This window comes from Pseudomonas sp. BS3767 (assembly GCF_900099665.1).
GTDB lineage: Bacteria > Pseudomonadota > Gammaproteobacteria > Pseudomonadales > Pseudomonadaceae > Aquipseudomonas > Aquipseudomonas cerasi.
This window is the reverse complement of sequence record NZ_FNCX01000003.1, coordinates 672,867-697,740: the sequence shown is the minus strand read 5'-3', so window position 1 is coordinate 697,740 and position 24,874 is coordinate 672,867. Positions and strand designations below refer to the sequence as shown.

The 24,874-nt window shown below is 55.5% G+C and carries 18 protein-coding genes, 1 tRNA gene and 4 pseudogenes; 6 read left to right on the top strand and 17 right to left on the bottom strand.

Annotation, left to right across the window (positions count from 1 at the left end):
- Nucleotides 1–178: 178 nt before the first annotated feature.
- From BLR16_RS12330 to tssI, 3 genes and pseudogenes are all read left to right on the top strand, one after another.
- Nucleotides 179–1,802 (top strand): annotated as a pseudogene (locus BLR16_RS12330) (DEAD/DEAH box helicase); the annotation flags it as partial.
- Nucleotides 1,803–2,274: 472 nt separating this feature from the next.
- Complete coding sequence (locus BLR16_RS12325; RefSeq protein WP_046719775.1) at nucleotides 2,275–3,255, top strand: hypothetical protein; 981 nt, start codon at nucleotides 2,275–2,277, stop codon at nucleotides 3,253–3,255.
- Between the two features lie 741 nt (nucleotides 3,256–3,996).
- On the top strand, nucleotides 3,997–5,853 hold the full coding sequence (tssI, locus tag BLR16_RS12315) for a type VI secretion system tip protein TssI/VgrG (protein ID WP_074809530.1): 1,857 nt from the start codon (nucleotides 3,997–3,999) through the stop codon (nucleotides 5,851–5,853).
- A gap of 333 nt (nucleotides 5,854–6,186) precedes the next feature.
- On the opposite strand, the pseudogene BLR16_RS12305 reads toward tssI, so the two are convergent.
- Nucleotides 6,187–6,444: pseudogene (locus BLR16_RS12305) on the bottom strand (TonB-dependent receptor domain-containing protein); the annotation flags it as partial.
- Nucleotides 6,445–6,860: 416 nt separating this feature from the next.
- Nucleotides 6,861–8,945, bottom strand: coding sequence for a calcium-binding protein (locus BLR16_RS12295; protein WP_074809535.1), 2,085 nt, complete (start codon nucleotides 8,943–8,945; stop codon nucleotides 6,861–6,863).
- A gap of 349 nt (nucleotides 8,946–9,294) precedes the next feature.
- Here BLR16_RS12295 and BLR16_RS12290 point away from each other — a divergent pair.
- The 3 genes and pseudogenes from BLR16_RS12290 to BLR16_RS12280 all read left to right on the top strand — a co-directional run.
- Nucleotides 9,295–9,519: pseudogene (locus BLR16_RS12290) on the top strand (transposase); the annotation flags it as partial.
- 738 nt (nucleotides 9,520–10,257) lie between these two features.
- Nucleotides 10,258–10,566, top strand: a complete 309-nt coding sequence (locus BLR16_RS12285) for a DUF2845 domain-containing protein (RefSeq protein ID WP_058398112.1) — start codon at nucleotides 10,258–10,260, stop codon at nucleotides 10,564–10,566.
- A 341-nt stretch (nucleotides 10,567–10,907) separates the two neighbouring features.
- A pseudogene (locus BLR16_RS12280) lies at nucleotides 10,908–12,057 on the top strand (IS3-like element ISPsy29 family transposase).
- Nucleotides 12,058–12,656: 599 nt separating this feature from the next.
- Here BLR16_RS12280 and BLR16_RS12275 read toward each other — a convergent pair.
- The 15 genes from BLR16_RS12275 to aspS all read right to left on the bottom strand — a co-directional run bounded on the left by BLR16_RS12275 (nucleotide 12,657) and on the right by aspS (nucleotide 24,872).
- A tRNA-Lys gene (locus BLR16_RS12275) sits at nucleotides 12,657–12,732 on the bottom strand.
- A 63-nt stretch (nucleotides 12,733–12,795) separates the two neighbouring features.
- Entirely contained in the window at nucleotides 12,796–13,485 is a 690-nt protein-coding gene (gene queC / locus BLR16_RS12270) for a 7-cyano-7-deazaguanine synthase QueC (RefSeq protein WP_003364714.1), read from the bottom strand.
- A 1-nt stretch (nucleotide 13,486) separates the two neighbouring features.
- The gene (gene queE / locus BLR16_RS12265; protein ID WP_003390957.1) at nucleotides 13,487–14,134 is read right to left on the bottom strand and encodes a 7-carboxy-7-deazaguanine synthase QueE; all 648 of its coding nucleotides are present in this window, start codon (nucleotides 14,132–14,134) and stop codon (nucleotides 13,487–13,489) included.
- A 171-nt stretch (nucleotides 14,135–14,305) separates the two neighbouring features.
- The gene (ybgF, locus tag BLR16_RS12260) at nucleotides 14,306–15,124 is read right to left on the bottom strand and encodes a tol-pal system protein YbgF (RefSeq protein ID WP_074805447.1); all 819 of its coding nucleotides are present in this window, start codon (nucleotides 15,122–15,124) and stop codon (nucleotides 14,306–14,308) included.
- Nucleotides 15,125–15,130: 6 nt separating this feature from the next.
- Nucleotides 15,131–15,634, bottom strand: coding sequence for a peptidoglycan-associated lipoprotein Pal (gene pal / locus BLR16_RS12255; protein WP_003314369.1), 504 nt, complete (start codon nucleotides 15,632–15,634; stop codon nucleotides 15,131–15,133).
- Nucleotides 15,635–15,686: 52 nt separating this feature from the next.
- Complete coding sequence (gene tolB, locus BLR16_RS12250; protein ID WP_210434907.1) at nucleotides 15,687–16,937, bottom strand: Tol-Pal system beta propeller repeat protein TolB; 1,251 nt, start codon at nucleotides 16,935–16,937, stop codon at nucleotides 15,687–15,689.
- Between the two features lie 47 nt (nucleotides 16,938–16,984).
- Nucleotides 16,985–18,055 (bottom strand): cell envelope integrity protein TolA, encoded by a 1,071-nt coding sequence (gene tolA, locus BLR16_RS12245; RefSeq protein WP_003364724.1) that lies wholly within the window; start codon nucleotides 18,053–18,055, stop codon nucleotides 16,985–16,987.
- Nucleotides 18,055–18,519 carry a protein TolR gene (gene tolR / locus BLR16_RS12240; protein WP_002554654.1) on the bottom strand — a complete coding sequence of 155 codons (465 nt, stop codon included), beginning with the start codon at nucleotides 18,517–18,519 and terminating at the stop codon, nucleotides 18,055–18,057. Before tolR ends, tolA begins: the two co-directional genes overlap by 1 nt.
- Before the next feature lie 14 nt (nucleotides 18,520–18,533).
- Nucleotides 18,534–19,229, bottom strand: coding sequence for a protein TolQ (tolQ, locus tag BLR16_RS12235; protein WP_002554655.1), 696 nt, complete (start codon nucleotides 19,227–19,229; stop codon nucleotides 18,534–18,536).
- A complete protein-coding gene (gene ybgC, locus BLR16_RS12230) occupies nucleotides 19,219–19,686 on the bottom strand; it encodes a tol-pal system-associated acyl-CoA thioesterase (protein WP_003314364.1) in 468 nt (155 codons plus the stop codon). The genes tolQ and ybgC overlap by 11 nt, the downstream gene beginning before the upstream one ends.
- A gap of 134 nt (nucleotides 19,687–19,820) precedes the next feature.
- Nucleotides 19,821–20,882 (bottom strand): Holliday junction branch migration DNA helicase RuvB, encoded by a 1,062-nt coding sequence (gene ruvB / locus BLR16_RS12225; RefSeq protein WP_003364729.1) that lies wholly within the window; start codon nucleotides 20,880–20,882, stop codon nucleotides 19,821–19,823.
- The gene (gene ruvA, locus BLR16_RS12220; RefSeq protein WP_003364731.1) at nucleotides 20,883–21,491 is read right to left on the bottom strand and encodes a Holliday junction branch migration protein RuvA; all 609 of its coding nucleotides are present in this window, start codon (nucleotides 21,489–21,491) and stop codon (nucleotides 20,883–20,885) included.
- Nucleotides 21,492–21,577: 86 nt separating this feature from the next.
- Nucleotides 21,578–22,102, bottom strand: a complete 525-nt coding sequence (gene ruvC / locus BLR16_RS12215; protein WP_003364732.1) for a crossover junction endodeoxyribonuclease RuvC — start codon at nucleotides 22,100–22,102, stop codon at nucleotides 21,578–21,580.
- Between the two features lie 130 nt (nucleotides 22,103–22,232).
- Nucleotides 22,233–22,979, bottom strand: coding sequence for a YebC/PmpR family DNA-binding transcriptional regulator (locus BLR16_RS12210; RefSeq protein ID WP_003364734.1), 747 nt, complete (start codon nucleotides 22,977–22,979; stop codon nucleotides 22,233–22,235).
- A gap of 117 nt (nucleotides 22,980–23,096) precedes the next feature.
- Nucleotides 23,097–24,872, bottom strand: coding sequence for an aspartate--tRNA ligase (aspS, locus tag BLR16_RS12205; protein WP_002554661.1), 1,776 nt, complete (start codon nucleotides 24,870–24,872; stop codon nucleotides 23,097–23,099).
- Nucleotides 24,873–24,874 lie beyond the last annotated feature (2 nt).

The window sequence follows — 24,874 nt, the reverse complement described above, 5'->3', positions numbered from 1 at the left end:
GCCTGCCGAGCACATTGGAGACCATCGCCTAGTGGCAGGGAGTTCCCGAAAAGCGCACACGCAAGCCCCGACTTCCAGCTGGTGAAAGGCCGGTGGTCTGACAATCAAGGGGGCATGTGGGGGAAACGTCTACTGCCACAGAGGCTTCATGCATCAAACGGACGATATAAGGCAGTGTCTGAAGTTCCGGCTCGCGCCGCTGGCAGAAGGTGGTGTGATCCTGTCGGGTGATTTTCACCTTGGTGCGGTAGCAATCGCCAAGCGCATGCGTGGGGTGTTCCTCTCGGCGGGCAAAGCTTGGCGGGTGCAGGGCACACCAGAATTGGTTCGCAGCAACCTGATTCTGGAACTGGGTTTGGCCGAAGATCAGTTCGAAATTATGGACACGTTGCAGGAGTTGCTCGCTGACGGGTCGGTCAAGGCGGTGAGTGAGGTCACCAGCATCAGTCTGGGTGGTCACTCTCCGGAGTCGACCAAAAGCGAAGAGGAAGTTTCAGACTCAGGTATCTACCTGGCATCTGTCCCATCCATCAAAAACACCGAGCTGACCAGCGCCGAGATCGATAAGGCGCTGGGAGGGTTCTCGCTGATGGAACATCAGCCAGCAGGTATCAGGCACCTGCTGCAGCGCACGAGTGCGCTGCTGGCCGACGATATGGGGCTGGGCAAAACTCGCAAGGCGGTGATTGCAGCTGGTATACGCGCCCAAGGCAAACCGGTGCTGGTGATTGTGCTCAACAGCCTGATCATCAACTGGCAGCGCGAGATCCTGATGGTGTTTCCCCAAGCTCAGATCGCTATGCAAACCTTTGATGCCAGTGCTGGCTGGATCATCGTGAACTACGAGAGGCTGGGTGTTTTGTCATGCACGCGAGCCGTTTCGCGGTGATGGTCATTGACGAGGCTCACCGACTCAAGGAACCCACTGCAGCGTGGACACGCCACGGCTTCGACATTGCTGCCCAGGTACAAAACCGCTAACTGTTAACGGGCACGCCAGTGCTCAATCGCGAAGCGGAGCTGCACACACGCTGAGGCTTTCGGGCCATCCAATCGGACAACTGCCCCTCAATGAGTTCTGCGAGCGATTCGCCGGCAGTCCTGAGTTTCGCAAGACGCTTAGAGATGAAATATCTGACTGGATGCTTCGACGCCGCAAGGATGTGCTGCCCAACTTGAAGGGGAAGCAGCGCCAGACTGTGCCGGTGATACTCAGCCAGGTAGAACGTGACGAGTACAACCAGATCATGCGCAGCGACCAGCACCGATTCGCAAGGCTGGGCGCACTGCGCCAACTGCTCGAGCGCGTGAAGGTACGGATCCTCGCGGATCTGATGGCCGAGCTGGACGTGGACGACAAGGTGATCCTCTTCTGCGAGTATCAGGAGTCCGTGGCCACGTTGCGTGAGCACTGCCTCAAGATGGGCGTGGGGTGCGTAACGTTAGTAGGTAGTGACTCGCCCAAGAAGCGACAGAAGGCGATTGATGCTTTTCAGCAGGACCCGGACTGCAGGGTGTTTATCGGCACCCGGTCGGCCGCCGGCACTGGTTACAACCTGACAGCCGCGAACTATGTCTTTTTTCTGGGGCTTCCATGGACACCGGGGCTGCAGGACCAAGCTGAGGATCGAGCCTATCGCAATGGGCAGTTGCGCGTGGTTGTCGTCAAAATCCCCCTAGCTGAGGACACTATCGACCAGCAGCTGTGGCAGATGCTCATGGACAAGCGCGCCCTGGCCAGCGATCTGATCGATCCAGAGGCGGAAGAGCTGAGCAAGCAGACCCTGGCCTGGATGCTTTGACTGTTTCCCATGGAGGGGTGTGACAAAGCAGCTATGATTTTTTCAGTGCGGCCGACAGTTTTAGGCAACTATGACGAATCCTTCTTTTCCGACACTGATGGCACTTTCGCGCGTTAAGCATGTCTGAGCAGTCACTGCCGGGTGCAGTGATCGCTAGTCGCCTAGGGTAGACTTGAAGCAAGGGAACTGCTGAAGTTTTGGTTTTACGGATTTCCGCTGCTTTTAGCATAGCTTTCGGGTTGAAAACGCAGTACTGATGCGTGCAAGCGAACAGTATTGCTCGGTAGAAGCCTAAGTGACTCCGGGCTGCGGTTCTGACCAGTGGCGAATGCATCTTGGTTTCTAGAGGCTTTCGTTACGATGGGTGGCCTTGTTTTGTTGCTATTGCTGGACGGTAATTTGCATTGAGCCAGCATTTAAAAGGAGGTTGGTCGTGAGTAATGGACTCTATCCATGTACAGCTGCAGATCCCATGGGCACAGGCTCCCAGCAAGGATTGTTGGGCGAAGGGTCATTGCCATGGCCAAGTGTTGTTGCCGCTAGGGCCTTCCCCTCATCCTTGGACATCGCAGGCACTTACGCCACTGACGATTTAAGTGCTGCGGAATTTCTCATCAACGAGCTTAGCTCTCCAGAAGCTGAGCTTTCTCCTGAAGAAACCGAAGACTACTACACGACGCTGATTTTCTTGTTTGGTAAGCTAAAAAAAGCCCCTCACATAGCAGCAAAACAGTTTTTGGAGCTCAAGGAGAAGGCGGAAAAAATTCCGGTCGTGGGCCCTTTGCTATTTTCTACAGCTAACCTGCCAGGCACGCTTGCGAGCGTGGGCGGAATCCTCCATGCAGGCTCGAAAGCAACCAAGGTTGAAAATTTACTCGATCTTAGTAAGTCGACAAAGACGCAGCTTAAAAAATGGGCGGCCTCCCGTGGAAAGCCAGGAAGTGTCTCTGCTCATCGGGCTTTTCGTGGCAGGATCAAGCTAATTCGCGTAGGTGGTAACTTATACTTTGAAATACCAGCCACGGCCAAAGCTAGTATCTATCGAGTGGGCGGTAAGGTCGTAGGTAATACGATTCATGTCCCGGCATACAATACAGCCAAGGCGTTAAGATCGACTGCGCATGTCGACGGCGACTTGTACAGTCAGCGAGGGGTTGGGAAGATGCTCGTCGGGAAAGCCGCCGGCCCGATTCTCGCGTTCGGCCCACAATTGGTTATGGATATAAACAGCGCCACTAGTGGCAGGGATTTTTTAGAGAAAACTGCCTATAGCCAGCCCACGAATGCTTTAGTTTTCGCAAGTGGAGTGGCGCTTGGTGCGACCGTGAGTGCGCCTGCGGTAGTAATAATTGCGATTGGATTAGGTGTGGGCCTCGCAATACAGATTATTATGAGCGACGATGTAAGCGGGTGGGGTACCTCTCTTGGTAATTTGCTGACAGGAAAAGACTAATAATGTTCAATACTGAACCGCATCGATACTTAGCCACCATATGGGGCGCTTGGTTTCTATTCACCATGTTGGCTGTGTTTTCGGCGGCTGTCGTACCCAGCATATTGACTATTCCCTCCGCTGTATTTGTAATGTGGATAACTTACTGGTGTGTTGACTGCGCGTACCGGACTGAAAGATTTAGTAAGTATGCCAGTCTTAGGCTGTTTACTAATCTGGGTGTTGCCCCTGGATTCGCATTTTTAATGGCGTTAGTCGCAACCTACAAGCAGTTCAAGCTGGGACTTGGCACGTCGCTATTGATCAGTTGTATACCTCTAGTTCTCTGCACGATTATCTATTCGCTATTATGTGTATGGCGGAGTCCTAGAAAGTCTCTGGTCGTACGCTCACAGCGCGTGGAGGTCGTTGAGCCAAAGCAGGAGAATCGTTGGGCACTCGGCACTGTTGGGGGCGGCCTGGGAATATTGATTTATCCAGTTTTCCACGCTTATAGATCGCCAGCGATGCTGCTCGTCTTTCTATTTATAGTTATTGCCCTATTTATGCTGTTCTACCATCGTACCAGTATCTCATCCCTACGTAGTCTGAAGGATCAAGAGGCAAGAGAACATCAGGAATACACATTCATGAATGTGGAAGAGCTTCGTTCAAGGCGCGCGGCGTCTTGGCTTGGCCGCATCTTCGTTACCAAGGTAGACCGATGAGTTTTGCCAGTAGCTAGTTTTCAAGGAGCGTACAATGTTGACAGACCTTCTTTCCATGCTGAGCCCGCAGAATAAAAGGCTTTTCAAGCTAAATACATTTGCGTCCGGCGGTGATGAGGAAATGCTGCTGGAGCATTTTTCTGGTTCAGAAAGCCTCTCCCGACTTTTCGAGCTAAATTTGGCGCTACTAAGCCAGCGTTCCGATGTGAAGCTAAAGTCACTCATTGGCCGCCCCGCGACCGTGGAAATCGAACTTGCCGATGGTTCTATACGATACATAAACGGCTACGTGAACCGCTTCAGTACTCAAGGTAGCGATGGAGGGCTTTCTCGCTACAGTGCGGTACTTGGGCCGTGGTTATGGATGCTTACCTGTAGATTTGACACGCGAACATTTCAAGATAAAACAGTTCAAGATGTGTTAACTGAGGTATTTGGCAGCTATGGAGCATTTCCAAAGTACGAATTTCGCCTGAGCAAGTCCTTAAAAAATCATAGCTATGTCACTCAGTACCGCGAAAGCGACTTCAACTTTGTACAGAGACTTCTTGAAAATGAGGGGCTTTTTTACTATTTCGAGCACACTGCCGACTCGCACGTGATGGTTGTGGTCGATGACTCCAGCACATTAGTGCCTCTAGCGGAGCAGCCTCAGATTCGTTTTCACACAGCCTCAGTGACCGAGACGGCTGACTCGATTACCCAGTGGAGTGCGACTCGCCAACTGCAGTCTGGCAAAATTTCCGTACGTACCTTTGATTACCGCCAGCCAAATAATGCGCTGCCAGTCTCCATGCAGAGTATGAATCAGCAGGGAGACATCGACAGTTTTGAGATATACGATTTCCCAGGGCAGTATACTCATGGAAACTATGAGGATGGTGAGGCAATGGTCCGTAGCCGGATTGAGGCCTTGGAGTTATTAGGTAAAACATTTTATGGCGATAGCAACTGTCGCGCCATGAAGCCGGGCTATACGTTCGAGCTGACCCAGCACTACGAACACGATGCTGGCACCTCTGAAAACCGGCAGTTCTTAATCATATCGGTTGACCATGTAGGTAGTAATAACTACTTGACTGGTGATCAGGCCGGTTACCTCAACAAATTTGTATGTGTTCGCAAAAAAATTGCTTATCGGCCTCAGTTAGCAACTCGCAGACCCTCAATTAACGGCCCACAAACCGCAATTATCGTTGGCCCCCCTGGTGAGGAGATCTACACCGATGAAATGGGCCGCGTGAAGGTGCAGTTCCACTGGGATCGCAACGGCCAGTTCGACGACAAAAGCTCTTGCTGGGTACGCGTCGCCCAGTCCGGTGCAAGTGGCGGCTTCGGCAGTATTCAGATACCCCGTGTCGGAGACGAAGTCGTCGTTGTATTTCTCGACGGCAACCCTGACCGTCCGCTGATCATGGGCAGCCTCTACAACAGCCAGAATACCCCGCCATGGTCGCTTCCGGCGAACAAGACTCAGAGTGGTTTCTTGACCCGGTCGATGAAGGGCGACGGCGGGACGGCGAATTTTTTCCGGTTCGAAGACAAGGCCGGCGCCGAGCAACTCATCATGCATGCCGAGCGCAACATGGACACCGAGATCGAGGTCGACGAAACCCATAAAGTTGGCAACAACCGCACGATGACTGTCGATGGCAGGCAAACCGAGATCATCAAGAAAGACACTGTGATGAACGTTCAGGAGGGCTCACTGACGATTCAGGTGGATAACCAGTTCATCCAGGTCAACGCCAAGCAACACATCATTCTCCAAGTGGGGGAAAGCAGCATCACCCTCACGCCGGATGGCATTGAGATCAAGGGCAACGCTATTACCACAGTGAGCAAGGGTACGACTCAAATCACCGGTGCGCCGGTCAGAGTCAACGACTGACGTGGATGTAGGATTAATAGCGACTGTGATTACTCTATCGATCGTTATGATGATGTGCACTACTTTTTATATCGCACACGCTTATACCGAAAAACTTGAACGCTGCCTCCCCAGCTGTGTGTTTGTAGAACATAACAAGATGGCCTTCTCAAATGCGGGGCTTTTGGGGAAAATCATGCGTTGCAGCATGACTTATTTTTATCTGTGGGTGCCAAGTCTAGGCAAAAAAAGAGGCTTGGCGGATATCGAAGAGATTAAACGCTTCCCCGCAAAGTTCAAGTACCTGCTTACAACCCCTTGGACAGCACAGTTTATTCTTTTTATAGCATTGGTTTTGAGGGGGGTGTCGTTGAAGGTGTAGTTCAACCAGGTGGACGCCATGTGCCTGGGCATGTTGGCCGGGCGTTTGCCTTCGTCGCCGCGATTGCTCTTAGTAATTTCGACGTGGGTGTAGGTGTAGGACGCGATCAGATCCCAGTGCTGATCCAGCCGCGCCTTGATCTCAGCTTCGATGCCACGCTATTGTTGTTCGCCCGACGCCACGGTGAAACCGGTATTCACGCCGCCGACGATTTCCGTCGTCAGCACATTGACCCATGAAGCTCGGATCATTATCTTCTAGTGCTTGCACGCCCGAGTCTGATACTGCTACACCTGCAACACGCCAACTGCCGTAAAGCGCGCTTTCTCCAAGCTGATCGCGCTTTGGAGGATCCATACTGACTGCGCATCCTGTCAGCGACAACATAATCAGAAAGGATGAGCTGAAAGAAAATCGAGATCTCATAAATGGGATCCGTGATTTTTGTGAATGCGAATATCGAATCCTCGTGCTGAGCAACCCTTGGATCGACATCAGGCCGTGGCGAGCATTAGAACGACTTTTATGAGTTCGTGGAGTGGCTGTTGTCCAGAATAGCGTCGCCCTGGATAACGGCAGCCAGCAAGCCCAAAGGCGCGCCAGCCACCCTCACCACTGCTCAGAACCCCATCAATGTTCTGCCCAGCTACACCATATCTGGTGATTGGGTGAACGCGCTAGCCACACCCACCATCGACACCTGCGCGGTTGGCGCAAAGATCATATCGTTGTTGCCCAGATCCTGGGTCCAGTCGTCGGTGAGGGCAATCTCAAACCGATGGCCCTGAGCGTCAGGTTCCACATCCTTGAGGTAGGTGCGGTCCAGATCCGCATTATAGGCCATCTTCAGTGTAGTGCCGGTACCGTCACCGAACCCTGTGTAACCCAGCGCCGACACATCTATCTTGTCGTTGTTGTTTGCGAACCGGACAATCAGGTCCACGAAACTCTGGCTGTCCGTGCGGTAGCTGTCAGTGGCTGCCGTGTAGCGGAATACGTCAGCGTCATTGATGCCATTACGGCCAGAGACCGAAAGGTTCGGGTCGTCGCCGCCGATCAGCAAGTCGGCGCCCGCGCCTCCGATGATCACATCCGAGCCTCTGCCGCCGTCGATACGGTCGTTGCCGGCCAGGCCATAGATGACTTCCGACATTGCGCTTCCCATGATTACGTCCTTGCCAGCCGTTCCTTCGACGGTGGGGGCCGTGAACACCAGGTTGGTGCTGTTAAACTGCCCCGTCAGGTTGCCTTCGAACGCCAGTTCGAAGCGCTGTCCGTTGGCGTCGGCATCGAAGCTTTTCAGGTATGTGCGCGTGCCCTCGGTGTTGGCCTGGATGGCCAGCGTGCCATTATGGCCATCGCCAATGCCGGTAAAGCCCAACGAAATCAGATCGACACGGTCCTGAGAGGCGTCGAAGTCCAGAATCCGGTCGCTGCCTGTTTCGGTAGCGGTACGGTAGCTGTCGCTGATCTGGGTGAAGCGGAAAATATCTGAGCCCGTCCCGCCTGCCAGCACGTCACGGCCACCCGCGCCTTGCAGCACATCGTCTCCGCCCAGGCCACGGATAATCTCGGCTGTGTCGTTGCCAATCAGGTGGTTGGCCTGGCTGGATCCGTCCACGTGGTATTGGCCGTCCTGGCTGCCGAAGGTGGTGTCCAAGCTGCCATCGGCGTTCAGTCGGGTGATCACGTCGCCGGCGATAAGGATTTTGCCATCCGGCTGAACGATTGCCGAGTGGGCATAGTTCTTCGCGCCTTGGGGCACCTGGATCGTCAGCTTGCCATCGTCACTAAAGGAGGTGTCGAACGAGCCATCCGCATTCAGCCGCAGTACGTTGAAGGCGTTATTGTCGTTACTCTCGCCGGCCACGATGATCTTGCCATCGGCTTGCACGGTTATCGCAGCCCGGTAGTCCAGCCCCAGCGCAGTATCAAAATACACCACACCGTCCACACCGAACGCGGTATCCAGGTTGCCGTCGGTTGCAAGTCGCTGAACGGCATAAACCGGACCGCCCGGGTCGTGGGGGCCGTCGGCGCCCACATACAGCCAACTGCCGAGCAATAAGCTGCCGTCGGTCTGCACAACGGTGGCGATATTACCGGTGCCGTAATGCCCCGTCGGGTTGAGGAGAAGTGCGCCGTTGGCACCGAAATCCTCGACCGGCGCCCCGGTGCTGTCCAGCTTGAACACGATCGCTTGGGACGTGCCGCGAAGGCTGACGTACACCGAGCCATCTGCTGTGGCGTAAATAGCCATTCCATCAGCGCCGATCGGTACATCAAGGCCAGCCGCGCCGCCTTTGCCGAAAGTGGTGTCCAGAGTGCCATCTACGTTGAAGCGTTCTACCTTCAAACCGCCAAGCCCTGGCTGTGCTGATAGCACTTTACCGTCGGCCTGCACCGCCATTACGTAGTAAGCATAATCTTCCGGGTCCAGGTTGCCGGGCACGAGGGCAATTCCCTCTTGGCCGAAGCTGTTGTCCAGGCTGCCGTCAGCGTTGAGGCGCACCGCCGTGTAGCTGCCGCGCGTACCATAGCTTTCATCGCCCGGCGAGCCAGGATAGCCAATGGCAGTCTGGAAGCTTTCGCCACCGACAAGGATTTTGCCGTCAGGCTGAAGGATGATGCTCCAGTTTGAATCGCCACCCGAGGATGGGTCGACCTGCACTGTTCCCGGGCCTGTTCGCACGGTGTAGTTGATGGTGGCCTTGCTATCGATTGACGCCATGACATTGTCCTTTAGGCATGGAACCCGAACGGATTGGGAAGGGGCTTGCACGGATCCTGTGGATCTGACCTTGGCAAGATGAATAAATGCGAACGGTTTAAGCTTTGCCGACAATCGCAGTGCGAGCATCGCTCAGTGCATATTTTAGAGAAGATTTGTCCATCTGATTGTTCCGCGCTATACGGCGGCCCACGATAAACCCTTGAGCCTGCGAACCGCTTTTTAGAAACAGTGCGTAAATCTGTAAATACCCCAGACTCTAAACAACTTGATCCGGCAGCCGTTATGTAGTGGTCTAATGATTCCGGACACTCATTTAGGCGAGAATATCGCCAGATAGAGGTGTCCGATGACCAAGCAACGCCGTACCTTTTCCGCTGAATTCAAACGCGAGGCCGCAGGCCTCGTGCTCGACCAAGGCTATAGCCATATCGAAGCCGCCCGTTCGCTTGGGGTGGTGGAATCTGCGCTGCGTCGCTGGGCGAGCCAGCTCCAGCAGGAGCGCAATGGCGTAATGCCTCAGAGCAAAGCCCTGACGCCCGAGCAGCAGAAAATTCAGGAGCTGGAAGCCAGGAACACTGTATTGGCTGCCATTGGAAGCAAAACCTATAGTATCTCCCTAGATGGCTCATTATCTACCCCCACCAGTATCATAGAAACAATTGGTAAGATTGGTGAGAATTCAAATATCTCCCTCTCCAATTCACGATTCATTAATGCCGATGCAATGTCACAGACTCTAGCCTCGGTTGGAGCGAAGAAATTTGCTATTACGTTTGATGCCCCCGACTCCACAGTCCCTTACCTTAAAAGCTTTGTCGCTAGCGCAGGACCTAACACATCTATAACTCTGACAACGTCTCAAGTCCTAACGACCTCCGATCTACTCGAAATATTGACGCTCAACGGGGATAGAAAACTTACTCTTGAGTTCAATGGCCGACAGCTATCGGTGGACCCGGTCAATGGCGACAAGCTCCAGCAAGTAGTAGCAGCCGCCAACACTTCGCATACTATCTCAGTGAACACCATGCAATATCCACCCCTATCTTACATATTACCAATTATACAATCCTCAGCCAATACCAACATGGTGCTGTCTTATAACGGATCTCAATTAACCGATACAGAAGCCCAGGGAAATGTCGTCGTTCGAGGTATCGAAGTGGCTCAACCCACAACATCAATTATCGTCACGTCTGTGGGGGTGACCAATTATAGTGTTGAAAATTATCTGGACATAGTCAGAGCAGCTGGCTAATAGTAGAACGTGGCGCGCCTGGGGTGCGCCAACTCGAAGGAGCGAATTTTCATGCTGACTAAACACATGCTCTTATTGAGCGCAGGTGTTGTTTTAACCACATTTATGAGTACCACTAATGCGACCATGAGGTGTGGCACGTCGCTGATCAGCGAGGGCGACTCGATGTCAACTGTCCTAGAGAAATGTGGCCCCCCACTCAGAAAGAGCAGCGAGGGTCCTGCGAGACGCCCCAACGGAGTTCCTAAACTTAATGCTGCGACTATAACTATATTTGTTTATGGTCCTAATGGCGGTTCATATCAATATCTTAGGTTTATAGACGATAAATTAATTGAGATTGATATGAAACGCGAATGAGCGACAACAGCATTTTCTCATACGAATACAAGCGTATTTGAGAGCATATTTTGTCATACCCCATCGCAACCTGCCTCGTTAGGGAGACAAAACCGGAGACCGAGCAGGTTTCGTTCATGACTCCTGCTCATTGTTCAATTAAGCAACCCCAATGGATTAATTTAAGGCTTTTTAAGGCGCCTGCATCTAATCAATGGCACCTTTTCTCCTTTGAGCCACAAATCCTCATCGGAGTCCTTATGCGTTTGTATCTGTGCGAGAAGCCCAGCCAGGGTAAAGTGAATCGCCCCGGGTTTCGTAGACACCTCCATGCCTTAAACTGAGGCCAATCAGGAGGTGCCATGAGCAACCCACGTTATCCCGAAGAATTCAAAATCCAAGCGGTCAATCAAGTGACCGAAAAGAAGCTGCCTGTCGCTGATGTGGCGGCGCGTCTTGGCGTGTCGCCGCATAGCCTCTATGCCTGGATAAAGCGCTACAGCAAACCTCAGGTAGAACGGCAGCAAGACGATGATCAGCACGCTGAACTGCGTCGTCTGCGAGCGGAACTCAAGCGGGTCACTGAAGAGCGAGACATCTTAAAAAGGCCGCAGCGTACTTTGCCAAGGAGTACGGCTGAAGTACGCCTTTATCAAGCAGCGCGCGGGCGACTACTCCATTCGACGGCTTTGCCTGACGCTGAAAGTCCATCCCAGTGGTTATTACGCTTGGTTGTCTGAGCCGCAATCTGCACGCGCTAAAGACGACCAGCGATTGCTGGGTTTGATCAAGCACTCGTGGCTGGAGAGCGGCGGAGTTTATGGCTATCGCAAAATCCATGACGACCTGCGCGAGGTCGGTGAAGATTGTGGTCGGCATCGTGTGGCGAGGTTGATGCGTCTTGAAGGTCTGCGCTCTCAGACAGGGTATCGACGTCGCCCTGGAAAGTACGGCGGTAAGCCAGCGGTCGCCTCACCCAATTTACTGAAGCGCGAGTTCGATGTCGTGGAACCCAACAAGGTTTGGGTCACCGACATCACCTACATTCGTACGTATGAAGGCTGGCTGTATTTGGCGGTGGTGCTGGATCTGTTTTCTCGTCAGGTCGTTGGCTGGTCAATGAAGTCGCAGATGACCAGTGATTTGGCCATTGATGCGTTATTGATTGCGGTTTGGAGGCGAAAACCGAAACAAGAGGTGATGGTTCACTCCGACCAGGGCAGCCAGTACAGCAGCTCCGATTGGCGCAGTTTTTTGAAGGCAAACAATTTGGTTGCCAGCATGAGCCGCCGAGGCAATTGTCATGACAACGCCGTGGCTGAGAGCTTTTTCTAGCTTCTGAAACGGGAACGAATCAAGCGGAAAATCTACACCTCACGGCAAGATGCCCGTAGTGATGTGTTCGATTACATCGAGATGTTCTACAACCCAAAACGCCGCCATGGTTTCAACAATCAGCTGTCACCGGTAGAGTTTGAAAAACGTTACGCAATGAGCTTGCAAGGTGTCTAGAGAATCCGGGGCGATTCATATGAGTTCGGCGAATTGGAGGATATTGCTCGCTGGATCAGGGAAAATGCTGCTGGCGAGATGGTTGTTCAGATTGCAGCCGAAGAAGACATAGGCACAATCAGCGAAGGCAAGGCATCTTTTCAATCGCCCAACGGCTGTTACAAGATCCCTTGGAGCAGTGGATCTGTAAAGTGAGTCGACGGTGCGGCGGATCCCTAAATGCCATCATCATGAGCGCTCGCCAGAGCATGTATTCAGTTTCAGTAGACGTGCAAGATAGCCGATAACAGCCACGCACTGCGTCAGGATGAAAAAATATGCGTGGCCTCCAGTAGCTCTGAAGCTGCACTCCGCCTTGCAATTTGACATCACGGCTTGCCGGCGCTATGTCTCGCGACAGACGGCTGCTTGTCTGGGTGGCATCGCGTTCAAACGGTATCGCCTGCCTTCAGCTTCGAAAGACTAGCCAGCTGCCTTACAGATCGTTGCCTCAATGCCGTGACGGAAGCCCAATCAGCTACCCACCTTAGGCCGGATATCTGCAAGGCAAAAAAAAACCTGGAAATCCGCATTTTCATGGGCCTTCCAGATTTTCGAAATGGTGGGTCGTGTGGGATTCGAACCTACGACCAATTGGTTAAAAGCCAACTGCTCTACCAACTGAGCTAACGACCCTCTGTTGTGTGGCGCGTATATTACTGATTTTTATCAGTAATTCAACACCTTTTTTTAAAAACTTTAAAAATAGCGAGTCGGGTCTGCGATACCGGCGGCGGTAAAGCCCTCTGCGCGCAAACGGCAGCTGTCGCATTTGCCACAGGCACGACCCTGGTCGTCAGCCTGGTAGCAGGAAACCGTCAGCGAGTAATCGACTCCCAACGCAGTGCCAGCCTTGACGATGTCCGACTTGCTCAGATTCTGCAGCGGCGCCCTGATGGTGAAGCCCTGCCCTTCCACACCGGCCTTGGTAGCCAGATTGGCCATGCGCTCGAATGACTCGACAAACTCGGGACGGCAATCCGGATAACCCGAGTAATCCACGGCATTGACGCCAATGAAGATATCCCGCGCGCCCAGGACCTCTGCCCAGCCCAGGGCGAGCGACAGGAAGACGGTGTTGCGTGCCGGTACGTAGGTGACCGGAATGCCTTCAGAAGGCGACTCAGGCACGGCAATCGAGCTATCGGTCAATGCCGAGCCACCTATACCGTTGAGGTTCAGGCCGATAACCTTGTGCTCCACGGCACCGAGATCACCGGCAACGCGTGCAGCGGCATCCAGCTCGGCGCGATGACGCTGGCCGTAATCGAAGCTCATGGTGTAACAGGTGTAACCCTCGGCGCGTGCCATGGCTACGACGGTCGCAGAGTCCAAACCACCAGACAGGAGGATCACGGCTCTTTTTTCAGTCTTGGTCAATTCACTCATATCAGCGCCCCGGCTCGTCATCCCAAAGAATTTTATGCAACTGCATCTGCAGGCGTACCGGCAGGTTATCCGCCACGATCCAGTCCGCCAGATCACGGCCCTTGAGCTCGTGGTGGCTGGCCGAGAACAGAACTTCGCCCGCACGACGATCAAGACCGTACTGAATCAGCTTGGAAACGGCCCAGTCATAATCCTCGCGCGAACAGATCACGAATTTAACTTGATCATTGGCCGTCAGCAGTTCCATGTTCTCGTAGCGATTACGCGAGACTTCTTTTGACCCTGGGGTCTTGAGGTCTACTACGCGACTGACACGAGGGTCCACCGCCGAGATATCCAGAGCACCACTGGTCTCCAGAGACACTTCATAGCCTGCATCGCAAAGACGCTTCAGCAACGGAATGGCATTGGGCTGGGCGAGAGGTTCGCCACCGGTGACGCAAACATAACGAGGGCGATAGGAGGCCACTTGTCCAAGGATGTCGTCCAGCGTCTGAATGGTGCCGCCACTGAACGCGTAGGCACTGTCGCAGTACTGACAGCGCAACGGGCAGCCGGTAAGGCGTACGAATACGGTGGGCAGGCCAGCCGTACGGGTTTCACCCTGCAACGAGTGAAAGATTTCGGTGATGCGTAATGTGTCTTGCATATCAGCCACGGGCGTAACAGCTAAACAGGCCGTCCGCCTCCGTCAGGCACTTCAAGGGACTCGGCAATCGCGGAATCCAGAAAAGCGTAAGGTGTACCGGAATTTCGGGTGCGAGATTCTAACGAAAAAAGCCGCGACTAGCGCGGCTTTCTTGATCAGCGGGTCAGGACATCAAAGGCGCTGGAGATCCCGTTGCGCCAATTGTGCAGCTGAAGTGCCCGGATACTGGGCAACGACCTGCTGCAATATGCCTTTTACCTTATCGGTGTGACCCAGACGGCGTTCGACATCAGCCAGCTTGTAGAGCGAATCAGGCACCTTGGCATGCTTCGGATACTGCTGACTGACTTTGGCGAACGCCTGACCAGCGCCCTGAAGGTCGCCTTTGGCCAGATTTACTTCACCCAGCCAGTATTGGGCGTTGCCCGCATACGAGCTGTTGGGGTATTTGCGCAGGAAAGCGGTGAAGGCCTGACAGGCCTTGTCGAAATCCTTTGCCTTGATCAAATCGAAGGCCGCTTCGTAATAAAGCTTTTCCTTCGCCGGATCAGGAGGCTCGGTGCCTGCTGCCGGTGCCTGCTGAGCCGCTGGGGCCGAAGGCGTCCCGCCGGCGTCGATAGCGCCACCAGCAGGTTGGGAATTATTGGTAGCCGGAGCGGCTGCGCCACTGGCTATACGTTGATCGAGTTCCTGATAACGCTCCAGAGCTTCCTGCTTCATGCGCTGGATATCATTTTGCTGGACCTCGACAACACCGCGCAAACGCGCGATTTCGTCCTGCATTTGCTGCAGCTGCATGAACAGCTGACCTTGTGCCGAGGCAGGGGCCGTAACCCCTCCCCCGGCATAGGCGCCAGACGTGCCATAACCCGCTGGCGGATAACTGCTGCTGCCAGAGCCAGAATTGTTATCGACCACAGGTGCCGCACCCAACGCTGAAAGCGGAAGGGCGAGGGCCAAAACGGTTAGAGCACGTCGGCACGTTCGCATGTCAAATTACTTACGCAGTTCGACGCGACGGTTTTGAGCCCAGGACTGCTCGTCGTTGCCGGTAGCAACTGGACGCTCTTCGCCGTAGGAAACCAGTTCCAGCTGAGCTGGGGAAACACCTTGCAGTACCAGGTAGCGCTGAACGGCTTTCGCACGACGCTCGCCCAGTGCCATGTTGTACTCGCGAGTACCACGTTCGTCGGTGTTGCCTTCCAGAACAACGCGAGCGCCGTTAGCTTTCAGGTCTTTGGCGTGCACGTCCAGGGAGCGCATGGCTTCTGGCTTCAGGTCCGAACTGTCGTATTCGAAGTAGAAGGTGGTGATTGCGCGCAGAGCAGCTTCTTCGCTCAGGGAGCCGTCAACAGCACCCGAGTTGGCGCCGTAACCAGCGTTAGGATCAACAGCAGCACCGCCTGCACCGGCATTGTCGCCGCCTTTGGACGAGCAACCTACAGCTACGGCCATGGCCAGAGCCAGCGCAGCAAATTTACCAAACTTCAGCATTTCCATCTTGAAACTCCTAATGAACCCCAGTGTGTTAAGCAAATCGTGTAGCGCCGCGTCAGTTCAGGTAAGGGGACCAGGAAGGTTCTCTGACTTCGCCTTGAGCGGTAGGAAGCGGGAGCCTTACGCGTCCGTTAATGGACACGAGCATCAAGACTCCCCGGCCCTGCTGGCGGGTGGCGTAGATTACCATGGTGCCGTTGGGCGCAACAGTAGGCGACTCATCAAGGTTGCTATCTGTGAGGATTTTTACGCTACCGCGGGCCAAATCCTGCACTGCCACCTTGAAATTAGTGAAGCCGTCCTGCCGGTGAATCATTACCAGCGTCTTTTCATCGGCTGACAATTTCGGGTTGGCGTTGTAGTTACCCACGAACGTCACGCGTTCGGCACCGCCGCCATTGATATTGGTCTTGTAGATCTGTGGCTTGCCGCCACGGTCCGACGTGAAGTATAGCGTAGACCCGTCCTTACCGAAGAAAGGTTCAGTATCAATCGAAGAATCGTTGGTGACGCGGCTCAATTGACGCGACGCCAGATTGATTACATAGATCTCCGGGTTGCCGTCCTTGGACAGCACGAACGCCAGCTTGCTGCCATCCGGCGACCAGGCAGGCGCACCGTTCAGGCCTTCGAAGTTGGTGATCTGTTCGCGACGACCGGTATCGATGTGCTGAACAAAGATGCGTGGACGCTTCTGTTCGAACGAGACATAGGCAATACGCTTGCCGTCCGGCGCGAAACGCGGCGACAGGATTGGCTCACGGGATTGCAACAGGGTTACCGCACGAGCACCGTCGTAATCCGAACGCTGCAGGGTGTAACGCGTGTTGTTTTCCGAGAAGCGTTCGGCCGTCACGTAGAGCATACGAGTGGAAAACGCACCCTTGATACCGGTGAGCTTCTCGAACGACTGGTCGGCAATGTAATGCGCCATGTCACGCAGCTGGTCATTGGTACCCGATACGTTGCCGGTCAGTACCTGCTGCTCGGTAGCGACGTTGAACAGTGCGTACTGGATCTGCAGACGTCCGCCGGCAGGCGTGATGTTGCCGACCATGACGTACTGGGCACCCAGCGCTTTCCAGTCACGGAAAATGACTTCGCTGGCCTGGGTCGGCAAGCTGATCATGTTCTGCTTCGGGATCGGCGCGTAGTAGCCGGAGTTGCGCAGATCGTTGCTTATGATTTCGGCCATGTCTTCAGGCAGAACGTTACCGCCCTGCCATCCGAAAGGCACAACAGCGATGGGCGCTGCACGGTCACTGCCGCTGGTGACCAGAATGTTCTTTTCTTCTGCCGACACCATTGCGGATGCGAAACAGAGAACGACCAGCAGTCCTCGAAAAAGGTTGATCACAAGGCTAGATCTCCAGGTGTGAATGTCATCTTGAATGAACGATAGGGCGCGAAGTCAGCCGGCTTCAGACCCTGCATTTCTGTCAAACGTCCAATGTTCTTCACCGCAGCAACCGCAGAGCTGTCAAACGGTCCGTCACCACTGGATTTGGCAATCGATACAGAGGCAATCGTACCGTCGGGCAACATCCCGATCTGCAACGTTACCGACATGTTGTTACGTGCCGATGGTGGACGACTCCAGCCTTCGGAAGCCCTGACACGAATCAGGTCATCGAAACTGCCAGCCGTTTCATCGCCCCGCTCGTCAGCCAAAGCCTGTTGCCGCTCCGGTTTGTCGGAGAGCAAATCGGCCAATGCCTGCGCCTTCTTGTCTTCAGCGGATTTACGGGCTGCTTCCTGCGCCTTCTTGGCGGAATCGGCAGCGGCTTTTTTCTTCGCGTCCTCGGCAGCCTTTTTCTTGGCGTCTTCTGCGGCCTTTTTCTTGGCCTCATCAGCAGCCTGTTTCTTGGCTTCCTCGGCAGCAGCTTTCTTGGCGTCTTCTTCGGCTTTTTTCTTCGCCTCTTCTTCGGCCTTTTTCTTGGCTATATCAGCCTGCTGCTTCTCTTCAAGCTTTTTGGCGTCGGCAACCTTCTTGGCTTCATCGGCTTTCTTGGCATCGTCAGCCTTTTTGGCCTCCTCTGCTTTCTGTTCGGCCTTTTTGGCTTCGTCGGCAGCTTTCTGCTCTTCGGCTTTTTGAGCAGCCTCTTCTTTCTTTTGTTCCGCAGCTTTTACAGCTTCCTGTTTTTGCTGCTCGATCTTTTTCTGCTCCAGCTGTTCGACTTCGGTTTGTCGCGCAGCGGTTTTCTTCGCCTCACCGGCAATCTTCTGGTTGGTCTGGGTAGTGGCCTGGCTCTTGGACTTGAGCTGATAGAGCGTTGCCTGAACGATAGGCTTGGCTTCGGGCAGATCCGGAGTCATGGCAAAACTGACGAACAGCATGCCAAAGATCAGAATATGCAATGCCACGGCCCAGACACTGGGCCAGAAGTAGCTTTCCGAGGCGGACGGCTCTCGAATCGGCTGCATCAGGGTGCCTCGGTAATCAAGCCAACATTCCCGACCCCAGCCTTCTGCAGCCCGCCCATCGTGCCCATGACCGAGCCGTAATCGACGGTCTTGTCACCACGAATGAAAACCTGCGTCTGCTTGCCTGCATCACGACCGGCAGCGACGATCTTGGTCACTGCGGCAGTCAGCTGTGGCAGGGTCATTGCCTTGTCCATCTGCTTGTCGGTATCGACTTCGCTGCCAAGGTTCCAGTAATAGGTCTTGTCAGCCTTGATCGAAATGGTCAGGACCTGATTGTTGTTGTCTTGCGGCAAAGCCTCGCTGGAGACCTTGGGCAAGTCGACTTTCACGCCCTGGTTGATCATGGGAGCCGTCACCATGAAAATCACGAGCAACACCAGCATCACGTCGATGTAGGGCACTACGTTCATTTCGGCGACCGGCTTGCGTTTTCTGCGACGATCTCGAGCGATTAAAGCCATGGGGAATTACCTGCTCACTCTTCGCTGGTGTGCACTTTACGGTGCAGGATGGCCTGGAACTCGTCAGCGAACGTGTAGTAACGGCTGATCAAGGTCTCACTGCGCGCGGCGAAACGGTTATAGGCAATAACGGCCGGAATGGCTGCAAACAGGCCGATGGCCGTTGCAATCAGTGCTTCGGCAATGCCCGGTGCCACGGTCGCCAGCGTTGCCTGCTGCGCCGTCGCCAGACCGCGGAAGGAGTTCATGATCCCCCAGACAGTACCGAACAGACCGACATAAGGGCTGGTAGAACCCACGGTCGCCAGATATGGCAGACCCGCTTCGAGCTTCTCTTCCTCGCGGGAGATGGCAACACGCATGGCGCGCGCCACACCTTCCATGACCGCATCAGGATCGACGCCGGACTGCTGACGCAGGCGCGAAAACTCCTTGAAACCGGCACGGAAGATCTGCTCGACGCCCGAGTCCGGATCGGGATTGCTGCCCGCCTGACGGTACAGTTTGGACAGATCGATACCCGACCAGAAACGCTCTTCAAAGCTGTCCAGTGCACGTCGGCCTGCGCGCAGCATGTTGCTGCGCTGAAAAATCACGATCCACGAAGTGACCGAAGCAGCTACCAGAATCAGCATTACCAACTGAACAACAATGCTGGCATTGCTGACCAAACTCCACATGGAGGAATGGTCGACGACGTTAGCTTCCACGCTTTATCTCCTGCTCTGAATGTATGCCCGCGCCGCCCTGGTCGGCAAAGGCCGCTCGCAGAGCTTCGGGAATGGCCCGGGGTTTAAAACTATCGGCGCGTACACACGCCACCAGGAACTGCCCTTCACAGAGCAGCGTTGCATCCGACGCCCGCCTGATCTGCTGTTTAAAGCGCAGGCTGACGCGATTCAATTCGGTTACTTCCGCACTGACGAGCAACTCGTCATCCAGCCGCGCCGGCTTGTGATAACGAGCCTCACTGGAGTGCACGACAAATAAAAGGTTTTCCTGCGCCAGTTCGGATTGGGCAAAGCCCAATTCCCGTAGCCGCTCGGTACGAGCCCGCTCCATGAATTTCAGATAATTGACGTAGTAGACGATGCCGCCGGCATCGGTGTCCTCGTAATAAACGCGACAGCGATGTGCGAACGACTGAACCCCGTTTTGCGCGCGCATACTCTAGAGCTTACTCCTCAGGTTGCCAATCGGGTCAGGCAACTGTTTTTCAACCTTTTGCCACTTAGTTACAGGTATCGGCGGCAGGACTGGCAATGTGACCACAGAGACCGCAAATAAATTGCAAGCCATCGCTATAAATCCACAGGCTCGTCGCCAAAATCGTCCGGTACTGATATCTCCCCCATCCTCGACGGGATGTTCAGGCCGAAATGCAGATACGCATGCCGGGTGACCACACGCCCGCGAGGTGTGCGCATGATATAGCCTTGCTGGATCAAATAGGGCTCGAGTACGTCTTCGATGGTATGACGCTCCTCGCTGATGGCCGCTGCCAGGCTGTCGATACCCACCGGACCACCGTCGAACTTTTCGATCATGGTCAGCAGCAAACGCCGGTCCTGATGATCGAAGCCGTGCTCGTCGACGTCCAGCAGGTTGAGGGCCTTGTCGGCTGTCTGCCGGGTAATCTGCCCGTTGCCACGAACTTCGGCAAAATCCCGCACCCGACGCAACAGGCGGTTGGCGATACGCGGCGTGCCACGGGCGCGCCTGGCGATCTCGAAAGCGCCCTGCGGCTCGATGACCAGCCCCAGAATGCCTGCCGAGCGCGAGACAATCGTCGAAAGATCGGCGATGTTGTAAAACTCGAGCCGCTGCACAATGCCGAAGCGATCGCGCAACGGGTTGGTCAACATGCCGGCGCGAGTGGTCGCGCCGACCAGCGTGAACGGCGGCAGATCAAGTTTGATCGAACGCGCTGCCGGGCCTTCACCGATCATGATGTCGAGCTGGAAGTCTTCCATTGCCGGGTACAGCACTTCCTCTACGATCGGCGACAGACGATGGATCTCGTCGATGAACAGTACGTCATTGGGTTCGAGATTGGTCAGGATCGCTGCCAGATCGCCAGGCCGTTCGAGAACCGGGCCGGACGTGCTCTTGATCGACACGCCCATTTCCTGAGCGATGATGTTGGCGAGCGTGGTCTTGCCCAGGCCGGGCGGACCGAAGATCAGCGTGTGATCCAGCGCTTCGCTGCGACCACGGGCAGCCTGGATGAACAACTCCATCTGCTCGCGTACGGTCGGCTGGCCGATGTAGTCCGCGAGGCTCAGTGGCCGAATCGCGCGGTCCATCTGTTCATCACGATCACGGCCACCAGTGGCGGTTATCAGGCGGTCGGCGTCTATCACTTAACCCATCCCCTTCAACGCACGGCGAATCAGATCCGCACTGCTCAAATCTTTTTCCTTGATGGCGGAGACGGCCTTGCTCGCCTCCTGAGGTTTGTAGCCCAGCGAAATCAGTGCGCTGACCGCATCGGACTCTGCCGACGCGACAGGCTCGGCCTGGTTGGGGCCATTGGAAACCAGCGTAAAGGTGCCTGGCAAGGACTCCCAGGCCTTGAAACGGTCCTTGAGCTCGACCAGCAGCCGCTCGGCGGTCTTCTTGCCCACGCCGGGGATGCGCGTCAGCGCTGATGTGTCCTGCGCCTGCACGCAGCGCACCAGCTCATCGACTTCCAGACCGGACATCAGCGCCAGTGCCAGCTTGGGGCCGACGCCATTGAGCCGGATCAGCTCACGAAACAGCTCGCGTTCGCGCTTTTCGTAGAAGCCGTACAAAAGGTGCGCGTCCTCGCGGACCACCAGGTGGGTGTGCAAAGTCACCGTTTCGCCAACATGCGGCAGCCGGTACAGGGTGGTCATCGGCACTTCCACCTCATAGCCGACACCGTTGACATCCAGCACCAGATGCGGAGGCTGCTTTTCGGCGAGAGAGCCGCGTAAACGTCCAATCACGTTTCAGATCCTTTCGTGTTGCCTGTCGCTCGCGCGAAGAAGTTGAACACCGTCATCATAGAAAATAGGCGGACACATAACGCCAGTCAGAGCCGCAAGCGGCCGCCGCGACTGCGCGCAGTGCCCAACCCGTGAGGAATCAGACTGGAGCGCGTATGCGCGTGGCACAGGGCGATGGCAAGGGCATCGGACGCATCGATTTGCGGCTTCTGGGTCAGCTTGAGCAGGTGCATGACCATCATCATCACCTGTTCTTTATTGGCACCGCCGGTTCCTGCAACGGCCTGCTTGACCTGGGTTGCGGTGTATTCGGCAATTTCCAGCGCTTCTTCGGCACCCGCCACGATGGCCGCGCCCCTGGCCTGCCCCAGCTTCAATGCCGAATCGGCGTTACGCGCCATGAACACCTTTTCGATACCCATCGTCACCGGCCCGTAGGTCTTGATGACCTCCCGCACACCGCGATAAACGATCTGCAAACGCTCGTGCAGCTCGCCGCTGCCAGTGCGGATACAGCCCGACGCGACATAGACACAGCCGCGCCCGGTGTCGCGTACCACACCATAGCCGGTAATTCGCGAACCGGGATCGATACCAAGAATAAGAGTCATAACGCCTGCAGCTTGAGGAGGTCACGCAAAACAATAGGTGCAGCATAAAGGCAGAAGCCGGGGGCCGATAGCTGCGTGTTGCTCACAGCTTCGCTCCCCCGGCTTCCGACCTGGTGTTACCGGTGAGCGATCAGCCCAGCTGCTCCATCACTTCGTCCGGGATTTCCGCATTTGAATAGACGTTCTGCACGTCATCCAGGTCTTCGAGCATATCAATCAGCTTGAGTACCTTTTCAGCGGTTTCCAGATCAAGCACGGCGCTGGTGGTCGGCAGCATGACGATTTCTGCATCTGCCGCCTTGAAGCCCGTAGCCTCCAATGCGTTACGCACCGCGTAAAACCCGGAGAACGATGTGAACACATCGATCGAGCCGTCTTCGTTGGTCACGACATCGTCTGCATCGGCCTCCATGGCAGCCTCGATCAGCGAATCCTCATCGACACCGGCAGCGAAGGATATCTGGCCCTTGCGATCGAACAGGTAGGCAACAGAGCCGTCGGTGCCGAGATTGCCGCCGCATTTGGTAAATGCGTGGCGCACAGCCGCCGCGGTACGGTTGCGGTTGTCGGTCATGGTTTCGACCATGATCGCCACGCCGCCCGGACCGTAGCCCTCGTAACCCAACTCCTCGACATCATCACCGTCGGATGCCCCTACCCCTCGCGCCACCGCACGATCAATGGTGTCACGGGTCATGTTCGCACCAAGCGCCTTGTCCAGCGCCAGACGCAGACGCGGGTTGGAACCAGGGTCACCGCCGCCCTGACGTGCAGCAACGGTCAGCTCACGGATCCACTTGGTGAAAATCTTGCCTTTTTTGGCATCCTGACGCTCTTTGCGGTGCTTGATGTTCGCCCACTTAGAATGACCTGCCATTTTTCGCTCCAGATTCTTTTTGAAACACCTTCACCTTTCGCCCCGAACAGCCCGGGCAAAAAGCTTCACTCAATAAGGGCAGATACAGGGCGTATCGACGATACGCCCTGCCCGGCATCACTCGGCCTTCGGCTGCTCGCGCAGACGGATGTGCAGCTCGCGCAACGCTTTGGCATCGACAACGCCAGGCGCCTGGGTCATGACATCGGCCGCGCTCTGGGTTTTCGGGAACGCGATCACTTCGCGAATCGATTGCGCGCCGGTCATCAGCATCACCAGACGGTCCAGACCGAAAGCCAGACCACCGTGCGGTGGCGCGCCGTATTTCAAGGCATCGAGCAGGAAGCCGAACTTCTCCTGCTGCTCGTCTTCGGCAATGCCCAGCAGACGGAAGACCGCCTGTTGCATTTCCTTGCGATGGATACGGATCGAACCGCCGCCCAGCTCGGTGCCGTTGAGCACCATGTCATAGGCACGGGACAGCGCGGTCGCCGGGTTGGCTTCCAGCTCTTCAGGCGTGCACTTGGGGGCGGTGAAGGGGTGGTGCAACGCGGTGAAGCTGCCGTCGTCGTTTTCTTCGAACATCGGGAAGTCAACGACCCACATCGGTGCCCACTCGCAAGTGTGCAGCTTGAGGTCATTACCGATCTTGATACGCAGCGCGCCAAGGGCCTCGCTGACGATCTTGAACTTGTCCGCACCGAAGAAAACGATGTCGCCATCAACCGCACCAACGCGATCGAGGATGACGTTCAGATTGTCTTCCGGGATGAACTTGACGATCGGCGACTGCAAGCCTTCCGGCCCCTTCGCGCGCTCGTTGACCTTGATGTAGGCCAGCCCCTTGGCACCATAGATGCTGACGAACTTGGTGTAGTCGTCGATCTGGCTGCGCGCCATGCTGGCGGCGCCCGGTACACGCAGTGCGGCAACGCGCCCCTTGGGGTCGTTGGCCGGGCCGCTGAACACCTTGAATTCCACGCCGGTGAGCTGATCGGCAACATCCACCAGTTCCAGCGGGTTACGCAGGTCCGGCTTGTCGGAACCGTAGCGGCGCATGGCCTCTTCGAAAGTCATGTGCGGGAAATCACCGAACTCCAGGTCCAGGACTTCCTTGAACAGCTGACGAACCATCTTCTCGGTCAGACCGATGATGTCCTCTTCATTGAGGAAGCTGGTTTCGATGTCGATCTGGGTGAATTCCGGCTGACGGTCGGCACGCAGGTCCTCGTCGCGGAAGCACTTGGCGATCTGGTAGTAACGGTCGAAGCCGGCCACCATCAGCAGTTGCTTGAACAGCTGAGGCGATTGCGGCAGAGCGAAGAAGCTGCCCGGGTGTGTACGGCTTGGAACCAGATAGTCGCGAGCGCCTTCCGGGGTAGCGCGGGTCAGGATCGGCGTCTCGACGTCGAGGAAACCGTTGTCATCCAGGTAGCGACGGATACTGGTCGTGATGCGCGAACGCAGACGCAGCTTCTCGGCCATCTCCGGACGGCGCAGGTCGATGAAGCGATAACGCAGGCGTGTTTCCTCGCCGACGTCGGAGTACTCATTCAGCGGGAACGGCGGCGTTTCGGACTCGTTCAACACCTCGAGCTCGTAACCCAGAACCTCGATGGCGCCAGACGCCATATTCGCGTTCACGGCACCTGCCGGACGAGCACGAACCTTGCCCACGACCTTGACCACGTACTCGCTGCGCACACGGTCGGCGGCTGCGAAACTGTCGGCACGATCAGGGTCGAACACGACTTGAGCCATGCCTTCACGGTCGCGGATATCGAGGAAGATAACGCCCCCGTGGTCACGACGACGGTGGACCCATCCGCAAAGGGTAATTTCCTGGCCTTCCAGACTTTCGTTCAGTTGGCCGCAATAATGGCTGCGCATCATGA

Excerpts from the sequence above, each read along its gene's own strand:
- BLR16_RS12325 (WP_046719775.1), top strand. The coding sequence starts at position 2,275 with ATGGGCACAGGCTCCCAGCAAGGATTGTTGGGCGAAGGGTCATTGCCA.
- tssI (WP_074809530.1), top strand. The coding sequence starts at position 3,997 with ATGTTGACAGACCTTCTTTCCATGCTGAGCCCGCAGAATAAAAGGCTT.
- BLR16_RS12295 (WP_074809535.1), bottom strand. The coding sequence starts at position 8,945 with ATGGCGTCAATCGATAGCAAGGCCACCATCAACTACACCGTGCGAACA.
- BLR16_RS12285 (WP_058398112.1), top strand. The coding sequence starts at position 10,258 with ATGCTGACTAAACACATGCTCTTATTGAGCGCAGGTGTTGTTTTAACC.
- queC (WP_003364714.1), bottom strand. The coding sequence starts at position 13,485 with ATGAGTGAATTGACCAAGACTGAAAAAAGAGCCGTGATCCTCCTGTCT.
- queE (WP_003390957.1), bottom strand. The coding sequence starts at position 14,134 with ATGCAAGACACATTACGCATCACCGAAATCTTTCACTCGTTGCAGGGT.
- ybgF (WP_074805447.1), bottom strand. The coding sequence starts at position 15,124 with ATGCGAACGTGCCGACGTGCTCTAACCGTTTTGGCCCTCGCCCTTCCG.
- pal (WP_003314369.1), bottom strand. The coding sequence starts at position 15,634 with ATGGAAATGCTGAAGTTTGGTAAATTTGCTGCGCTGGCTCTGGCCATG.
- tolB (WP_210434907.1), bottom strand. The coding sequence starts at position 16,937 with ATGGTGTCGGCAGAAGAAAAGAACATTCTGGTCACCAGCGGCAGTGAC.
- tolA (WP_003364724.1), bottom strand. The coding sequence starts at position 18,055 with ATGCAGCCGATTCGAGAGCCGTCCGCCTCGGAAAGCTACTTCTGGCCC.
- tolR (WP_002554654.1), bottom strand. The coding sequence starts at position 18,519 with ATGGCTTTAATCGCTCGAGATCGTCGCAGAAAACGCAAGCCGGTCGCC.
- ybgC (WP_003314364.1), bottom strand. The coding sequence starts at position 19,686 with ATGCGCGCGCAAAACGGGGTTCAGTCGTTCGCACATCGCTGTCGCGTT.
- ruvC (WP_003364732.1), bottom strand. The coding sequence starts at position 22,102 with ATGACTCTTATTCTTGGTATCGATCCCGGTTCGCGAATTACCGGCTAT.
- BLR16_RS12210 (WP_003364734.1), bottom strand. The coding sequence starts at position 22,979 with ATGGCAGGTCATTCTAAGTGGGCGAACATCAAGCACCGCAAAGAGCGT.
- aspS (WP_002554661.1), bottom strand. The coding sequence starts at position 24,872 with ATGATGCGCAGCCATTATTGCGGCCAACTGAACGAAAGTCTGGAAGGC.